Origin of the sequence: Sphingomonas sp. ID0503, assembly GCF_048565625.1 — a bacterium.
GTDB lineage: Bacteria > Pseudomonadota > Alphaproteobacteria > Sphingomonadales > Sphingomonadaceae > JBLZUR01.
In genome coordinates, this window is sequence record NZ_JBLZUR010000002.1 from 525,726 (window position 1) to 543,510 (window position 17,785).

Sequence of the window (17,785 nt, forward strand, 5' to 3'; positions counted from 1 at the left end):
TAGGAAATTCGATCCTAGACTCTAGGAAACCTTCCTAGTAGGAACATAACGGGAACACAAGCGGAAAGCGAGTCGAAGGCGATGGAGCTTCTCGAGCAGATCGAAAGATATCTGGCGCGCAGCGGCACAAGAGCCAGCATGTTCGGAAGACAGGTCGTCGGAGATCCACGGTTTGTGCAAGATCTCCGCAAGGGTCGTCGCCCCAGGCGAAAGACGGCGCAACGCATCCTTAATTTTCTTGCGTCTACAGAAGGCGTTGCATCGGCCAGATCGGATCGCCTTGATCGTCCGACGCCGTAGATTGGCGTTGCCAAAATCCTATCCGTCCAATAGGTGTGCCCATACAGAAACTGGTCAGTCCAGCTTTTGTGGGGGCTTCGGGGCATGGACGGCGAATCAGGTTTACGGCGCGGGGTCGAGAACAGGCTGGAATTCATCGAATTCCGGTTGTTCTGGGAAGGCCACGTAAACCGGAGCGACATCGTCGAGACGTTCGGCGTTTCGATCAATCAGGCGTCTGCCGATCTCAACAGATATCTGGGTCTGGCCGAGACCAATATGGTCTACGACAAGAGCGCACGGACCTATGTCCGAAGCTCATCGTTCAAGCCGATCTTCCATAAGCCCGACGCGGAGAGATATCTCACGCAGATCCGATCGATCGCCGATGGCGTCATCACGCCCGACGACGCATGGATTGGCAGCGTTCCGGGCTTCGCTTGCGCTCCCACGCCGGCGCGCGGCGTTTCCGCGCCAATCCTCAGAGCCATCGTAACCGCCATCAAGCGCAAAGAGTTGATCGAGGTACTCTACCAATCGATGTCCTCGCCTGAGCCATCCTGGCGCTGGATCGCTCCGCACGCTTTGGTGTTCGACGGTTTTCGATGGCACGCTCGCGCCCACTGCGATCGGAGCGGCGCATTCAAGGATTTCGTACTTTCCCGCATTGCTGAAACGCGCTCAAGCAAAGCGTCGGAAGCGCTCGCTTCGCGAGATCAGGATTGGCAGGACGATGTCGATCTGATCATTGCGCCGCATCCCCAATTGAGCGCCGGGCAGCGCAAGGCGATCGAGCTCGATTATGGGATGGAAGGCGGCAAGGCCGCGATCCCGGTCAAGCGCGCGCTCCTCTATTACGCTCTCAGGCGGCTCGGGCTCGATACCGACCCATCCGCACGGCGTCCGCAGGATCAGCAGATAATTCTACTTAATCGGGCCGAAATCACGGGGGGCATGCTATGAATTCCACGCCTCAGCCCGGGGCCGTAATTGAGTTGCGCTCAGCGACCTGGAAGGTGCTCGGCGCCTCAACGCTAAAGCTTGGGTACAGCGAAGTACATTGCCGCGGCCTCTCCGGTTTGGTTCGCGACAAAGAGGCCCGGTTCGTTTGGAACCTTGAGAAAGATGCACGCGTATTGGATCCGACCGGGGTCCACCTCGTCTCCGACACGTCCCCGGGTCTCAGCGACACCAAGCTGCATCTCGAGGCGGCATTCCGCCACACGCCGACTACTACCCGACGCGCCATCACACTTGGCCAAGCGGCGATCGATGACCTGACGTTCCAACACCTCCCGGTTGAACGGGCACTTGCGCAGGATCGCGTTCGGCTTCTGATCGCAGATGATGTTGGCCTCGGGAAGACGCTGGAGGCCGGGCTTATCGCTTCCGAATTGGCTCTGCGTGGCCGGGCGAACCGGATACTCGTGGTCACCACCCGGGCAATGCTGACCCAGTTCCAAAAGGAATTCTGGACCCGCTTCTCGATCCCGCTTGCGCGGCTCGACAGCGCAGCGATCCGGCGGATGCGAAACAGGATCCCGGCCCATTACAACGTTTTCGACCAGTTCGACCGGTCGATTGTCTCGATCGACACACTGAAGCGGGATGCCCAGATCCGGGACGCGATCCGGCACTCCTACTGGGACTTGATCATCATTGATGAGGCCCACAACGCTGCGGTCCGCAAAAATACGACGGGGACAAACTCCCAACGAGCCGATCTGGCCCGGCTTCTGTCGCGCCGGACCGACTCGCTCCTTCTGCTGACCGCTACCCCGCACGACGGGTCCCAGGAGAGCTTCGCCAGCCTGATCGAGATGCTGGACCCGACCCGAGTTCCCGACCCGTCCCGCCTGCACCGGAGCGACATTGAGGACCTGGTGGTGCGCCGGTTTCGGACCTCCCCCGAGGTGGTCGCGGATATCGGCCGGGAGGTTCCGAAGCGGGAGCTGTTCCGGCGCTCTTTCCCGCTCAGCCCCCAGGAGGAGCTCGCTTATCAATCCGTTGCAGACCTGCATCTCGATTTGGACGAGGAGTCGTCTCGGGGACGTGCGATCGACTTGTTCCGGACCACGCTCGCCAAGGCGATCTTCTCGAGCCCGGCTGCCTGCCGTGAAACCCTTGAGCGGCGCATCCGAGGGATCGAGAATGGGACCGCCCGCGGCACTCCGGAGGACCGGGACCGGCTACTGGCTCTGGCAAGCCAAGTAGATGCGATCGATACGGTCGCGTTCAGTAAGTATCAGGATCTCCTGCAGCTGCTGCGCGACCTGCGCTGGACCGGACGAGACCCACGAGACAGGCTTGTGATCTTCTCCGAACGGATTGCCACCGTCTCCTGGCTCTCCGAGCGCCTGCGACTGGATCTGGGCCTATCGGGCGAGCAGGTGGCCCGGGTCGACGGGGGCAGCGTCGAGGCGGACGTCCGGACCCAGCAGGTGATTGAGGCATTCGGGCAGGCGCGGTCCTCGGTCCGGATCCTGATCGCCTCCGACATGGCATCGGAGGGCCTCAATCTGCACTTTCAGTGCCACCGGCTAATCCACTTCGACTTGCCTTGGTCTCTCCTGCGATTTCAGCAGCGGAACGGACGCATCGACCGGTACGGACAGGACCGGCCACCCCAGATCACCTATTTCGTCGGGGAGAGCACCCATCCGAAGGTCCGGCAGATGTGGGTGCTCGAGAAGCTGGTTGCGAAGGACGTGGCGGCTCAGGAGGGGGTCGGGGATCCGGCCGTTTTCCTAGGAGCCGGGGACACTGAGGGAGAGGAGACCGTGGTCGCCGAGGCAGTTGCCGCAGGGATCGGCGCCGACGCATTCGAGGCGCAAATGGACGCGCGGGCCGCGGAGGCCACGAGCCATTTGTCTCTGGACGATGAGTTCGCCGCCCTTTTCGGTGACTATGCGATCCCCGCCCCGCGGAAGGCGGAGGTGGCTGCAGACCTGGCTCCTCCTCGCCTGTTCAAAGACACGTTCACCTACGCCACGGCCATGATCGAGCGCCTCTCTCGCCCCGAGGAGTGCGTCTTCGCTGTCGCGCCGTCCGTCGTTCAGGAAGAGCGGATGATCCGGATGACGATCCCGGAGGATATGCGTGCCCGCGATGGCTTCGGATACGCGAGTGAAGGGGCGGTCGACGGGCGGTACATGCCAGAAGAGGCGGTCGGGCCCGGGGACCGGATCGAACTGACAGACGAGGCGCAGGTCATCAATCAGGCTATCGACCAGGCGAAAATGCAGGAACGGTCTTGGCCGACCGTGCAGTACCTGTGGGACGGGCACCCGATCCTTGAATGGTTCGCGGACCGGGCCAGCACCTTCTTTCCGGAGCACACCGCCCCCGTTGCGTACCTGCACGGGCGGCTCGAGCCCGGCGAGGTGGCGGTGATCCTGCACGGGGCGGTCCCGAACGCGAACGGGGCGCCGGTAGTGGACCGGTGGGCGGTGGTGGTCCGGACCCCGGACGGGATGCTCCGAATCGAGGAGGTCCCGGACTTCCTGAGCCGGACCCGGTTCGCGGACAACACCCCGAGCCGGCCAATCGATGACCTGGACCGGGCGCGGGGAGTGATCCCCGCCGCTGTAGACCGGTTCCAGACCCATCTCGTCGATCTGCGCCGGGCGCGGGAAGCGGACATTCAGCGGGACCTGGACAACGTCCTTGACCGGCTCGCGGCGCTGGAAACCCGGTTCAAGGCGCAGCTCGCGCTCGATCTCGGGGATGTGCTGGCGGATGAAGAGACGCTGAGTTCCGCTGAGAAGCGGCGCCTGACCCTGCGCCGGGTGAAAGAGCAGAAGATCGAACGGCTGTTCCAGGACTGGACGGAATGGTTTGAACGGACCCGCCGCATGGTGGCCGATCCGAACCCGCATGTCGACGTCAAAGCCGTGTTGGTGGGGTGACGGGATGGATCTGATCGGGATCGAGAACGAGGCTGAATTCTTCCCGTCCGGGACCCTTTCGGACGTGCTGAAGGAGGAATTGCAGGACATCACGTCGCGCTGGGGCGGCCTCGACAAGGGGGCTCATCCGGTGGAGCGGCTTTCCCGCGTCGCCACCCCGACCATCGAGGCGCTGCGGCAGGTCCGGAACGCCTCCGACCAGACACGGCAGTCGGAATCGGTCCGGGACGCTCATCACGCGCTCCTTGCCGCTCTCGGTTACACCTGGAGGCGGGAAACGGCGCTTACAGCCCTCAACGGAAGCCCGGTGATCCCTCTCGTCGGCCGGGTCGCGGACGCGTCCGGTCGTGACGCCCTCTGGATAATCGAGGCGCCGATTACCGATGCCGACGATGAGGCGGCCGATCCACTCGGGGTCAAGTTCACGCCGGAGCAGTTCCCGGAGGAGCTTCGAGAGGCGGCGCTGCTCGACCGATCGATCGAGGAAACGATCGCGGAGGGTGTGTTCGAGCTCCCTGACGGGCCTCGTCATCTCCTTGTCCTCGGCTTGTCCCAGATCGTGCTCGTCGACAAGCGGAAATGGCCGGCCCGGTCGGTGCTCCGTTTCGACCTCCAAGAGATATTCACCCGGGCGGAGCGCGATACGCTCACCGTCATGGCCTGCCTCATCGCGCGCGAGGCGCGCGTTCCAGAGCAGGGGGTGCCAATATCAGACCGGCTCGAAGAGGAGGCGCAGCGGAACGCCAACGCGGTCACCACCTCACTGAAGCGGACCGTTCGGGACGCGATCGAGCTGCTCGGCCAGGAGGTGCTCGAAGTCACCGGGGGCAAATACCCGTCTACCTTCCCGGAACCTGGTCGCCGTGGAGTTTGGATCGATGGGCCAGAGCTCTCGCGCGAGTGCTTGCGCTACATGTATCGCCTCCTGTTTCTGTTCTACGCGGAGGCGAATCCCCGGCTGAACCTACTGGACCTTCGGAATCCGATCTACGCGACTGGATATTCCCTGGAAGCGCTTCGCGAGCTCGAATCCGTTCCGCTTCGGACAACCGCTGACCGCGAGGGAACATTCCTCTGGGACAGCCTCCAGCGAACCCTCAACCTCCTCCACGACGGGCTGGACCTGGTCGACGAGGGGAAGGCGACCGGACTGCGCCTCCCAGCGGTCAAGGTATCCCTGCTCGATCCGGAGAGTACGCCGCTTCTCAACGGGCTCCGGCTCCGGAACGAGGCGATCCAGAAGGTGATCCGCCTCTTGTCGCTCCGGTCAACTGGGAAGAGTACCGGTCGGATTTCCTACGCGAAGCTGGGGATAGGCCAGCTGGGCGCGGTCTACGAGACCCTGATCTCCTTCACCGGGGTCGTCGCCAAGACGGACCTGATCGAACTGAAGCCGCGGAAGGGTCGATCGGCGGAGGCAGATGACGATGGTACCGGCGAAGCGGCCGAGGTCGATGAGGACGCAGAGGAAGAGGATGTCACAGGGGAGGCCGATAGTGAACCGGAGGATGACGTGTTCCGCCGGGACAAGGTGGACCCGCTTGCGCCAAGCTGGTTCGTTCCAAGGAGCCGGATCGGCGAGTTCGCCGCCGAGGAGATCGTCTTCAAGGGGGCTGAGGCGCTAGTCTACCCCAAGGGGACCTTTATCTACCGGCTCGCGGGCCGCGACCGCGAGAAATCCGCCTCCTATTACACCCCGGAGCCGCTCGCCCGCCTGCTGGTCAAGCACGCGCTCATGGAGCGGTGCCGCTGCCTGACAGCCGACGAACTTCTCGACCTGAAGATCCTCGAACCGGCGATGGGGTCCGCCGCCTTCCTCGTCGAGACGACGAACCAGCTCGCCGATCTCTATCTCGAACGGAAGCAGAAGGAGACGGGCCGGACCATTCCGCAAGATCAGGTCGTCATCGAGAAACAGCGTGTCCGGGCTTATATCGCGGACCGGAATTGCTTCGGGGTAGACCTCAACCCAATCGCGGTCGAGCTTGGCGCGATCTCCCTGTGGCTCAATAGTCTGCACGCAAGCGATTTTTCGCCGTGGTTTGGCGATCAGCTTCACGCCGGGAACTCCCTGATCGGTGCGCGCCGCGCCACCTATTCGACCGATCTGCTTAGCGCGAGGGCGCAGGCGGACCTCTGGCTCAACGGCAAGCCGGAAGAGATCGGCTGGCGCAAGCGCCTGCCCGAGGGGCATGTCTGGCAGTGGCTCCTGCCCGCCAAGGATATGGCAAACTTCGATAAGGACAAATCGATCGCCCCCTTTGCCAAGGACGCCCAAGATCAAATCAAGGCGTGGCGGAAGGATGGCTTTTTCAAGAAGCTCGAGCCGCATGAGATCAAGTTGCTCCAGAAGCTCAGTCGCGTTGCCGAGGCACTGTTCGATCAGGTGGCTGACGATCTTGCCCGCTCTCGTGTCGCAGCCAACGACGAGATAACGATCTGGCCCGATAAGGTGATGCCCGGCAATAAGGGCATGGATTTCCATGACAAGGCGCGTCTGAACGCGCGCATCACCGGTGAGGACCGCGCCACCAATACCTTACCCTACAAGCGCCTGAAGACGGCGATGGACGCCTGGTGCGCGCTCTGGCTCTGGCCACTCGACGAGGTGGATCAACTACCCAGCCGGGCAGAGTTCCTTCAGGGCATGGCGATGATCCTCGAAGGTGGGTTTACCGCTGACGGTGCGCTCGCCGCACCAAGCATCGAGGAGTTCTCGGAACCCGCGCCGGATTTCTTTGACCGGCTGGAACCCGACGCGCCCGCGCGCGACCTGTTCAAGGCGGCAGCCAAGCGGCAGGAGGGGTTGTTCCGCGAAACGAATGTTGAGGCGCTGATCGATAATTTCGACTGGCTGAAGACGGCGGTCGAGGTCGCCGAGCGAGAGCGCTTCGTACATTTCGACCTGATCTTCGCCGACGTGATGAAGGCGCGTGGCGGGTTCGACGTGATCGTCGGGAACCCACCCTGGGCAAAGCCATCGTGGAACGAAGGGTTGGTGCTGGCCGATATTGACCCGCTTTACGCTGGGCTGTCTGCCTCGGACGCGAAGAAGGTTTTGCCCGAGGCGCTGCCGAAGGCCCCGCCCGTGCGGCGCGAGGGCCGGCTGCTTCCAGCGACCGAAGTCTTCCTGCAAGACTTCGTGTCGACCCGGGGGGCGATGGAGGTGACCTCGTCCGAGGTGATGAACCCCTTCGCCGGAGGCGGGTCGAACAACCTCTATCGCTGTTTCATCGATCTGGCGTTCCGGCTGGTCGCGCCGGAGGGGTGCGCGGCGCTAATCCATCAGGACGGGCATCTGGGAGATCCTAAATCAGGTCATTTCCGAGAGCATTGGTACAAACGCGCGTCACGTCATTTTCATTTCAGAAATGAAATCAAACAGAAAATGTTCACGGAAGTCCATAATGAAACCGAGTTTTCACTGAACGTTTACAGGGGAATAGACAATGCAATTGAATTTGAGCAGTTTACTCAGGCATTCCTTCCCTCTCAAGTTGAAGACTCGTACGATCATGACGGCGCAGGGCCAATAACTACAATCAAGAATAGTGAAGGAAAATGGGAGACGCGCGGCCACAGAGAGCGCATCATTAAGTTCGACGAGGCGTCAATTTCAGCGGTACACGAGCTTTCGGAAAGACCTGATGTTCCAATCTATCAGGCTAGGTTCATTCAGCCATTCTCAAAGAGGGTGCTCGCAGTCTTCCGGAATCTCTCTCGGCATCCGAAATTAGAGGCAGCAATCCCGACAGTATCACGGGCAATTTCTACATCGGAAGGCGAGCAAACCATCGAGTTGCCAACGTGGCATATGTCATCAGGCTGGCATGAAAGTGGACGTCAAAAGGATGGTACGATCCGAAAGGAAACGAGCTTCCGAAGAGTGGAGGAGATGATACTACAGGGTCCCATATTCCATGTGGGAAACCCGCTGTATAAAACTCCACGGGCGATATGCATCTCGAACAAAGCCTACGACGTTATCGATCTCCCTGCTGCGCATGAAGACTATGTTCCGAGGACTAATTTTGGTGCTGCGCTATCGATTGGCGAATACACTAGACGTGCTCCTGCAGTTCGGTGGGACCAGACGCGGTCGCACACAGATTTCTTTCGTATGGGATTCCGGAAAATGCTGGCGCTCAACGGCGAGCGAACACTTATTGGAGCGTTGTTGCCTCCGGGAGTTACACACATCGACTCCGTGCAAAGCGTGGCGTTCGCCGACGAAGCATATCTTGTTAAGTTTCAACCCATCGCTCTGTCCTTGATTTCTGATTTTGTGATCAAGGCAACTGGCAAGCAAAATCTTCATGAGGACGAAGTCGGAGCCCTGCCATGGATTGAAGCCGGTTCAACGGCTTACAGCAGAGCTCTGCGTCTCGGGTGTCTCACATCCGCTTATGCTGATTTCTGGAACCGCCATGCAGCTGCGCTTGATGTGCTCCCTTGGTCTTCCCACGATCCCCGCCTCAAAAATGAAGGGCCAATTAAAGGCCCCTCGGAATGGGATCGAGGAGCTGGTCTGCGCTCCGACTTCGCTCGTCGGTTGGCATTGATAGAGATCGACGTGCTCGTCGCTCAAGCGCTGGGCTTAACAATTGAACAGCTGATCGAACTCTACCGCATCTATTTCCCACTCATGCAGCAGTATGAGCGCGGTACATGGTTCGACCAAACAGGGAGAATTGTTTGGACGAATAATAGCAGTGGCCTGCCCGGCGTCGGCTGGCTTGACGAACGCGGCAAAAGCCCCGGCCGCGCCGCCTGGGAGAAGATCCTCGCCGAGAACCCGTCGGAACTGACCTGCACCGCCATCGACGACACGATGCCCGGCGGCCCTCGCACCGTGACCCGCCACTTCGTCGGACCCTTCACGCAATGTGACCGGATCGAGGACTACAGGTGCGCTTGGGCCCATTTCGAGCGGCTGAAATCCGACAAGGCCGCTTGAGATGAACCCGATCCTCCTTGCTCGCCATGTCCAGGAGAGCCTGCGCGAACTGGTCCACACGACCCTGAACAGTTCGAGCCGGGCCTTCGAGGGCATGGTGGATCGGTTCCTCGAAGAACCCGCAAATTTCATCAAGGGCCCGTGGATTTCGGTCGACATGCCGTTCCGGCAAATTGACGGGGCGGCGAATGGGGCCTGGGCGCAGCCATTCCCTGAAATCCCGCTGCGTTTTGCCCCCTACCAGCACCAGATCGATGCCTTCGCGCGGCTAAGTGGCGAGGGCATGCGCTCGACCCTCGTGGCGACCGGGACCGGATCGGGCAAGACAGAGTCCTACCTCTGGCCGATCCTCGATCATTGCCGGCGAAATAAGGGAAAGCCGGGGATCAAGGCGATCCTGATCTATCCAATGAACGCTCTGGCGACCGACCAGGCGCGCCGGATTGCGGCCGCGCTATCCGGGATCCCATCCCTGCACGGGGTGCGCGCAGGGATTTACGCGGACGCCGAACCCAAGAACGCGACGCACGAGGTGACGGCGGACAGCATCATCACCCACCGTGAGACGATGCGGCGCAACCCGCCGGATATTCTGCTCACCAACTACAAGATGCTCGACTACCTCCTCCTGCGCGGGCGGGACAAGCCGTTGTGGCAGGCCAACGATCACGAGACCCTGAGATTTCTCGTTGTAGACGAAATGCACACGTTTGACGGCGCGCAGGGGGCGGACCTTGCCTTGCTCCTGCGGCGCCTCAAGTATCGGCTTGGGACCCCCGAAGGACACCTCGTCTGCGTTGGCTCCTCGGCGACGCTGGGTTCCGGGGACGAGGCGGCAACGGAGCTCCGGCGCTACGCGGAGACGATTTTCGGCGAGCCGTTCGATGCAGACGCTGTTATCCGGGAAACCCGGAAAACGCCCAACGAGGTGTTTGGCGACCCCGAATATGTCGATCGCCCTGATCCCGTTGGTATCCACGCCGCCCTGCGGGAGGCGGTGGAGCTCGATCAACCGTTCGCGGCTCAGCGGCTGGCTCACTGCCTCTTCCCTGACGAAGCCGACCCGGACTTCGCAGTTCTTCGCGACGGGAACCCTGCCGACTCTGCTTGGCGGATCGCGCTCGGAGAACGGCTCCTTCAGCACCACCTTTGCCAGCGCGCGCTCAAGATCATCGCCGAGCATCCGGGGCCGGCGTCGCTCGACGCGATCACAGCGGGTCTCGCGCAAGTGCGCGTATTGCGGGACTGGGTGGCAGCGGACCACCGAGCCCTCGCCGAACTGGTGGTCGCCTTGGTCGCCTGGGCGCGCTCTGGAGCGGTCGACAACCCGCGCCCTCTGTTCAACGTCCGGCTCCAAATCTGGGTCCGGGAGATGTCCCGCATGGTGACGAACCTGCCGCGTCTTGAAGCGGTCGGGCGACGTTCGACTATGCACCTGTCCCACGCACTCGACCTCGACCGCCAGGCACTCCGTCGTTCCCTCCCGGTTGTGAACTGCAACCGGTGCGGCGCAACGGCCCATGTTGGTCGCCTGAACTCGGGGTCGAAATCTTGCTGGGCCCCGCTAGACCAGCTTTACGAAGAGTTCTTCGACGAGAATGGTGCCGACCGGATCCGTCTCTTTTATCACGACTCCATCGATCGCATGGTACAGGCGAGCGGTGGGGGCAGTCAGATCGTCAAAGGGCTGCTCGATGCGGAGTCGGTCGACTTCACCCCCGCAGACCACGAGGGACTCGAGCCAGGTTCAGCATCCCCGGTCTGGATGTACAGCCCGACTGATGGTCAGGGACGGATAGATCGGACTTGCCCCGCTTGCGGTCAGGCCCGCGGGCTCCTCCTGTTTGGAATGCGGGCCGCCCGACTGACGACCGGGATCACCGGAACCCTCTACACCTCGGCGCAGAATGAAGAGCGACCGGAAGCGAAGCCGCGTTTCCTGATGTTCTCGGACTCGGTTCAGGACGCGGCGCATCGGGCCGCGATTGCGGAAACGCGAAACGCCCTCTCCGTCTATCAGAAGTCCCTGTTTACTGCGTTGACCGGCGCGGAGACAGGGCAGATGACCCTTCGGGAGGTGATTGAGGAGGTCCCTGCTGCACATCTCGATGCACTCGGGGCTGACGATTTCACCGCACTCTTCATCGCCAAGGAGCAGACTTGGCGCCGCAGGTATCAGGACCTGATCCGCGACGGGATTTCGATTTCGGACCCTGTCTTCCTTGAGCAGATGCAACTCCGCCTCGGCTGGGAGTATTTTGTCGATCTGAGCTACCGGGCGCATTTCAGCCACACACTCGAAGTCAATGGAATGGCGGCCGCGGACGTCGCGGTGGACCTGTTGCGGTCCTCGGCCGAGCGCCTAGCGAACGAAATCCGCAACGCGTTCCCGGGCGCGCCGCAGATTAACCCGAACGTACTCACTCAGTTCTTGTCCGGAATCGTGCAGCGGATGCGTCAACAGGGGGCCGTCGGCCACCCCTATGTTGTCAATGCGGTGGCGACAAGCCAAGCTGCGCGTGGCCTGAACTGGTACCGTGCGGCGGTCCAGATGGGGCTCGGCCAGAGCAGAACTCTGCCAGTGCCGAACTATCGCAGAGGGCTAGCTCCTACTCCGATCACCCTTCAGGGCAGTCCGCCAGGATTCGAGCGGATCACCCGTAACCACGTCTCGAACTGGTACCGAGACTGGCTCTTCCGTGCGCTGGGGCCAGTCGATCTGCAGGTCGGGACTGACCCGGACACGATCTATCCGATTGTCCTGAACCGGCTGGAAGCCGATGGCCTTGTCCGACGGGTAAATGGTCCGGACGGGCAAAACTGTCACGCGTGGCTCCTCGAGCCAGAGCATGTCACCGTCTCGACCGCCACTCTCGGGCTTGTTTGCGGCCGATGCGGGCGTCACGAGACCGCTCTCGCAGAGAACGCAGAGAGCGCGCTGGGGGCTCCTTGTGCCCGGATTGGATGTGACGGTTATTTGGAGGCAGCTTCCGTGCCGACGCGGCCAGCTCTCCGCCGGTCACTCGCCTCCGACCGAAATCACCGGGTCGTGGCCCGTGAGCACACCGGGATTCTCGAGGCGGATGAGCGGTTGCGGGTTGAATCCGGCTTCATAAAAGGGGAGGCCCGTTGGGCCCCCAACCTGATCTCGGCAACCCCGACGCTCGAGATGGGGATCGACATCGGAGACCTGTCGACCCTGCTCCTTAGTTCCGTCCCGCCGGAGGAAGCGAACTATGTCCAGCGAATGGGTCGGAGCGGGCGCCGCGACGGTAATGCGCTGAATCTGGTCCTCGCTAACGCCCGCGCCCATGATCTCCAGTTCTGGGAGGATCCGACCCCGATGCTGGCCGGCCAGGTACGTCCTCCGGGTGTGTTCCTCGCTGCAGAAGAGGTGCTTTTGCGTCAGGTGACAGCGTTCACCCTCGATGCCTACGTATCCGCCTCTGCGGAGAGCGGAGATTACGGGAAGGTCCGGGATGTCCTGAAGCGCCGCGCTGCCGGAGCGGCCGAGGGGTTCCCGGTAGAATGGCTAGACCTCGTGCGGGTACGCGGGGCTGAGTTCGCCCAAGTCTTCTTGTCCGGCCTGCCCCCGGAGGTGCAGGAGCGCGCTGACCTCGTCGAGCGTGTGAGGGCCTATTTGACCGGCACCGACTCACGGTCGATCGGTTGGCGGGTCGGGACCGCATTCGATGCGGCGGCGGAGGAGAGAGCGAATCTCCTGCAGAAGCGGGAGGAGGCAACACGCGAGCTGGAACGGTTGCGGCGGCGTCGAGCCGAGCTGACGGAAGAGGAGTTCGAGAAGCGGGAGCAGGAGATCTCACGGGACCGGACAGAGATCAACCGGCTGATCAGAAGTGGAATTGACGACGTCCCGGTCATCAAGTTCCTGACAGACAAAGGCGTACTGCCAAACTATGCCTTCCCCGAGGAGGGGGTGAAGCTGACCTCGATCCTGTCCCGGCGCAACGACTCCGCCAGGGACGAAGATGGCCTCCTTTATCTCGAGTATTCCAGGCCGGCCAGCTCGGCGCTTTCTGAATTTGCGCCGGGCCAGTTCTTCTATGCGAACGGCCGCCAGGTTCAGATAGAGCGAATCGAAATCGGTAAGGACGACCTTACCGCCTGGACCTTCTGCCCATCCTGTTCGCACGTCGCGCATAGGATTGAGGGGACGGAGAGCCGCACCTGCCCGAAGTGCGGCGATGATATGTGGTCTGACACCGGGGCGCAGCACGAGGTCGTGAGGCTCAAGTCGGTAATCTCGGTTGATAGCGAGGAAAAAGCAGCCATCCGTGACTTGGACCAACGGGACCAACGGCAGTTCGACCGGGTCCTGATGCCGTTTCACAATCCTGAGGATATCGCCACGTCCTGGTTTACCAGCCGCGATACGGGAACACCCTTCGGCTTCGAATTCATTCCATACTGCACGTTCCGCGACTTCAACTTCGGCCCGAAATCCAGTCTTCCCGGGCCGAAAATCGCAGGCGATCGCCGACCTGCGCAACCGTTCCGAATTTGCCGGCACTGCGGCGGCCTGCAGAAACCCCCACGAGATCCAGAGGATCGCGGAACGCACCCGCCAAACTGCCGCGTCGTGCGAGAGACAGATCTGCCGCGGGACCGGTGGGAAACAGATGTTTTCCTGATGCGCGGGTTCGATACGGAGGCGATCCGGATCGTAATCCCCGTCGTGGGAGACGCAGATGACGACGATCTGAAAAGCTTCGTTGCAGCGATCAACCTCGGCATGCGGCGCCATTTCGCCGGGAAGGTGGACCACATCAGGTCCACGGTATTCGCGGCGCAGCTGGACGGAATGACCACGGTACGCAGCCTCTATCTTTACGACTCTGTTCCCGGCGGTTCGGGCTATCTGCGCCAGATCGGCGAGCATCCGGAAACGATGCGGTCGGTGATCACGCGCGCAGCGGAAGCGCTACGCGACTGTCCGTGTAACCAGGAGACGGACCGGAACGGGTGCTTCCGCTGTGTTAAGCCTTACCGGTCACAGTTCGGACCCGGGGAGCCGGATCGGGACAGGGCGCGCCAGCTGATGGAGGCGATCCTTCAGAAATGGGACAGCCTGACCCGGACCGAGACCGGGATCGATGAGTTGATGCGCGGTGCACTGGTTGAGAGCGCGCTCGAGAAGAGGCTCCTCAGCGCCTTGTCCGAACTTTACGGCGACGGAGCCCTGACTCCGCAGGTGCTCGCCGGCGGGCGCCGTGGCTTCGTGTTACGGGCGGGGCGAACAGAGGCGCCGCGCCTCTGGACAATCGAACCGCAGGTCCAGATCGACGCTCGGTTTCGAGGTCTCCCGAAGAAGCGGATTGACTTCCTGCTCACTCCGATCGGACGCGCCGGGCACCTCCCGGTCGTGATCGAGATGGACGGACTCGAATACCACGCGGGCACCGTCGCCCAGGATTTGCTTGACCGGATCACCATGATCCGGTCCGGGGAGGTGCGCCTCTGGACCCTCTCGTGGCGAGACCTCGACCCGGAAGATCGGGGCCTGCTCAACCCGCTGACAGAATCGGAGCTCGGCGCAGAGAGGATCGGGCGTCTCGGACGGGTCCTGGCCCATCCAGGGTTCGCATCCGTTGCTGACACCGTTCGGAGATTCCAAACGGAAACCGCTCTCGCAGCGCTCCGGCGCCTGCTCGACGGGGAGGCCGAGGAGGATGCGCCAACCAGGTCTGTCTTGGTCCGGGCCCTCGTGGCGACGGGCAGGCCGTTGGATCAACTGCCCAGATCAGCTGCTCTCTCCGAGGAAGGGCGCGGGTTCCTGCGGACCCCAGAGCTCGCAGAGCATGTCGGAGCTGGAGCGATCGATCTTTATTTGGCGTGTCAGAAGATCTCGCCAAGCGAATGGCTTCAATCCGACAAAGACCTGCGGCTCGTTCTTCGGGCTGTGCTACCGGACCCGGGCGCAGCGCCTGCGGCGAAGGCTGTTTACACGGATACCTGGCGCGGTCTGTGGCGGCTTGTGAATCTGTTCCAAGGGGTCCGTGGGTTCCATGTTGAACTTGACGGACTCGACACCCTGTCGCCGCCCGATATGTCCGATCGATCGGATCCGCCTGATAGCGCGGCAGAGGCCTGGATGGAGGCGCGCGCCCTTTGCGACGAGGCTTTCCACCCCCTGATCGATGCGCTGATCGCTGCGGAGGCCCCTGCACCGGATCGGTTCGGGGACGACCTGCTAGCCGGGGGGCGGGTCGTTGGAATGATGGAGTTCGGCTGGTCTGCGGCCGGGCTCGCCGTCGCGGAGGAAATCCATGACGGCGTTGGCTGGAACCTGATCCTGTTCGAACCGGACACAAATCCGGTCGGGGAGGTCGTCACACGGGTTCTGCAAGCACTTGAAGAGGCACAATCATGACAGACACGATTACCAAGCGGGTCTCCTATGACATCGGCTGCATGAAGAGCCTAAGGAAGCTCCCAGACAAGGTGGCGATCCGGTTCATGGACATGATGACCCGCTACATGTCCGACCCGTCCTGCAATGGGCTGAACCTTGAGACGGTCGAGGGGGCAAAAGACAGCTCGATAAAGTCCCTCCGGGTCGACCAGGCGTATCGTGCGGTCGCCTTCGAGGTGGGGCGAGACATCATGTTCGTTCACGTCAACGAACACGACAAGGCCTATCGTTGGGCGGCAGGTCGGCGAGTCAAGCTTGATCCGGATACCAATCGGATCCGGGTGATCGGGGAGATCGACGCGGCGGTGGAACCGGTCGCCGCTCCGATAGTGTCGGAGCCGCGTCTGTTCGCCGAGGTTTCCGACAAGCGGCTCCATGCCCTCGGGGTTGCGGAGGAGGAGATCCCAGCAGTCCGGCTCGTCACAACCATCGAAGCGCTCGAGGCAGACGAGGACCGGTTCGACCCGCTCACCTATCAGGTCCTTTACGCGGTTGCGGCCGGTTTCAGCGATGACGAGATCCGTACGCTGACCGGAGTTGGGGAGGAGCAGGAGTTAGCGGCGGCAAAGTCGGATGCGGACCTGACGTTCGACCGGCTCATCGAAACAGAAGAGAGCCGCCAAACCATCTTCATCCCCGACTCAGAGGCTGAGCTGCGGCGCGTATTTGAGGAAGGGTTGGAGGGTTGGCGGGTCTTCCTGCACCCGGAGCAGCGCAAGATTGCCTATCGAGACTACAACGGCCCGGCTATGGTGCGAGGCGGTGCCGGTACCGGCAAGACGGTGGTCGCCATGCACCGGGCGAAGCACCTCGCCGACCAGATCGAGAATGATCCGACCCGTGCAGGCCAACGGGTCCTGCTTACCACTTTCACGACCAGTCTCGCACAGGACATCGAGGCCAATCTTCGGACGCTTTGTCCAGGGCATCTCGACGCCCGTCCTCCTCGGATCGAGGTGATTAACCTCGACCGCTGGGTATCCCAATTCCTCAAGCGCAAAAGCTTCGAACGGCAGGTGGCGTATTTCGGTGAGGCGCGCGACCGGCTCGATCAGATCTGGCGGGAGGTATTCGACGATCATGAGTTGCCCGAAGGGCTGTCGGAAGCCTTTGTCAGGGCGGAGTGGGCCCAGATCGTTCAGGCAAAGGGCCTGACCGATCAGCGTGCCTACCTAAAGGCGTCCCGTGCTGGCCGCGGCACTCCGCTTGACCGACGCAAGCGGACACTCCTCTGGGACCTGTTCGCCGATTATCGGGCGCGGATGATCAGCGAGGGGCTGGCCGAACCGGACGATGCCTATCGCGAGGCGACCGACATCCTGTGCGCGGAAGCGCCGAATCTTCCCTATGCGGCAGTCATTGTGGACGAGGCGCAGGATATGGGAGAGCAGGCGTTCCGCTTGATCCGTGCGATCATGCCGGAAACGCCCTCCGGGGACCGGAACTCTATTTTCATTGCCGGGGACGCGCACCAGCGCATCTACGCACGCCGGGCCAGCATGTCTGCCTGCGGGATCAATGTTCGCGGGCGATCCCGGCAGCTTCGACTGAACTACAGGACGACCCAGGAGATCAGGGCCTGGGCAGTCTCCATCCTTGAGGGGGTGAGCGTAGACGACCTTGACGAGGGGACAGACACGCTGCGCGGCTATGTGAGCCTCATGCATGGGCCCGCGCCTCAGCTTGTCACGTGCCGGTCGGAATCTGACGAACTGGATGGCCTCGTCTCCTGGGTTCGAGCACTTTCCCCGGAAGACATCCGCCTTGCCGATATCGGAATTCTGTGCAGCAGAAGGGCAGATATAGATCGAGTTCAGGGATCGCTGAGAGCAGCGGGTATCGACACCGTGGTCCTCCAGGCTGGCACCGCCGATGATCGCTCCATCCCCGGGGTCAGGATTACTACGATGCACCGGGCGAAGGGGCTCGAGTTCTTCGCTGTGGCAATCCCGTTCCTATCCGAGTCGACCTTCCCGCCCGCCGGCGCGTTGAAGGCGGCCGTCGATGCGGCGGACCGGGAGGATGTGATCGCCCAGAGCCGCTCGCTTCTCCATGTGGCCGCGACCCGCGCAAAAGGGGTATTGCGCATCTCCTTTTCCGGCGAGCCAACAAAATTGATGTCAGCTTAGCGCGCCAGTAAAACGTAGATAACGGATCAATTCATCGAAAATTTCCGAAGTTTTATTTCACGATGATGAATAGTTTTCA

5 protein-coding genes are annotated in these 17,785 nt (G+C 62.0%); all 5 read left to right on the forward strand.

Features of this window, described 5'->3' with window-relative positions; genetic code table 11:
- Positions 1–384 precede the first annotated feature (384 nt).
- The 5 genes from ACM608_RS03600 to ACM608_RS03620 are packed head-to-tail and all read left to right on the forward strand — an operon-like array spanning position 385 to position 17,706.
- On the forward strand, positions 385–1,242 hold the full coding sequence (locus ACM608_RS03600; protein ID WP_141459469.1) for a WYL domain-containing protein: 858 nt from the start codon (positions 385–387) through the stop codon (positions 1,240–1,242).
- Positions 1,239–4,187 carry a DEAD/DEAH box helicase gene (locus ACM608_RS03605; RefSeq protein ID WP_419681887.1) on the forward strand — a complete coding sequence of 983 codons (2,949 nt, stop codon included), beginning with the start codon at positions 1,239–1,241 and terminating at the stop codon, positions 4,185–4,187. Before ACM608_RS03600 ends, ACM608_RS03605 begins: the two co-directional genes overlap by 4 nt.
- A gap of 4 nt (positions 4,188–4,191) precedes the next feature.
- Positions 4,192–9,144, forward strand: a complete 4,953-nt coding sequence (locus tag ACM608_RS03610) for an Eco57I restriction-modification methylase domain-containing protein (RefSeq protein ID WP_181443428.1) — start codon at positions 4,192–4,194, stop codon at positions 9,142–9,144.
- A 1-nt stretch (position 9,145) separates the two neighbouring features.
- Positions 9,146–15,535 carry a DEAD/DEAH box helicase gene (locus ACM608_RS03615; RefSeq protein WP_419681889.1) on the forward strand — a complete coding sequence of 2,130 codons (6,390 nt, stop codon included), beginning with the start codon at positions 9,146–9,148 and terminating at the stop codon, positions 15,533–15,535.
- Entirely contained in the window at positions 15,532–17,706 is a 2,175-nt protein-coding gene (locus ACM608_RS03620; protein ID WP_419681891.1) for a UvrD-helicase domain-containing protein, read from the forward strand. The genes ACM608_RS03615 and ACM608_RS03620 overlap by 4 nt, the downstream gene beginning before the upstream one ends.
- The last annotated feature ends 79 nt before the right edge of the window (positions 17,707–17,785 follow it).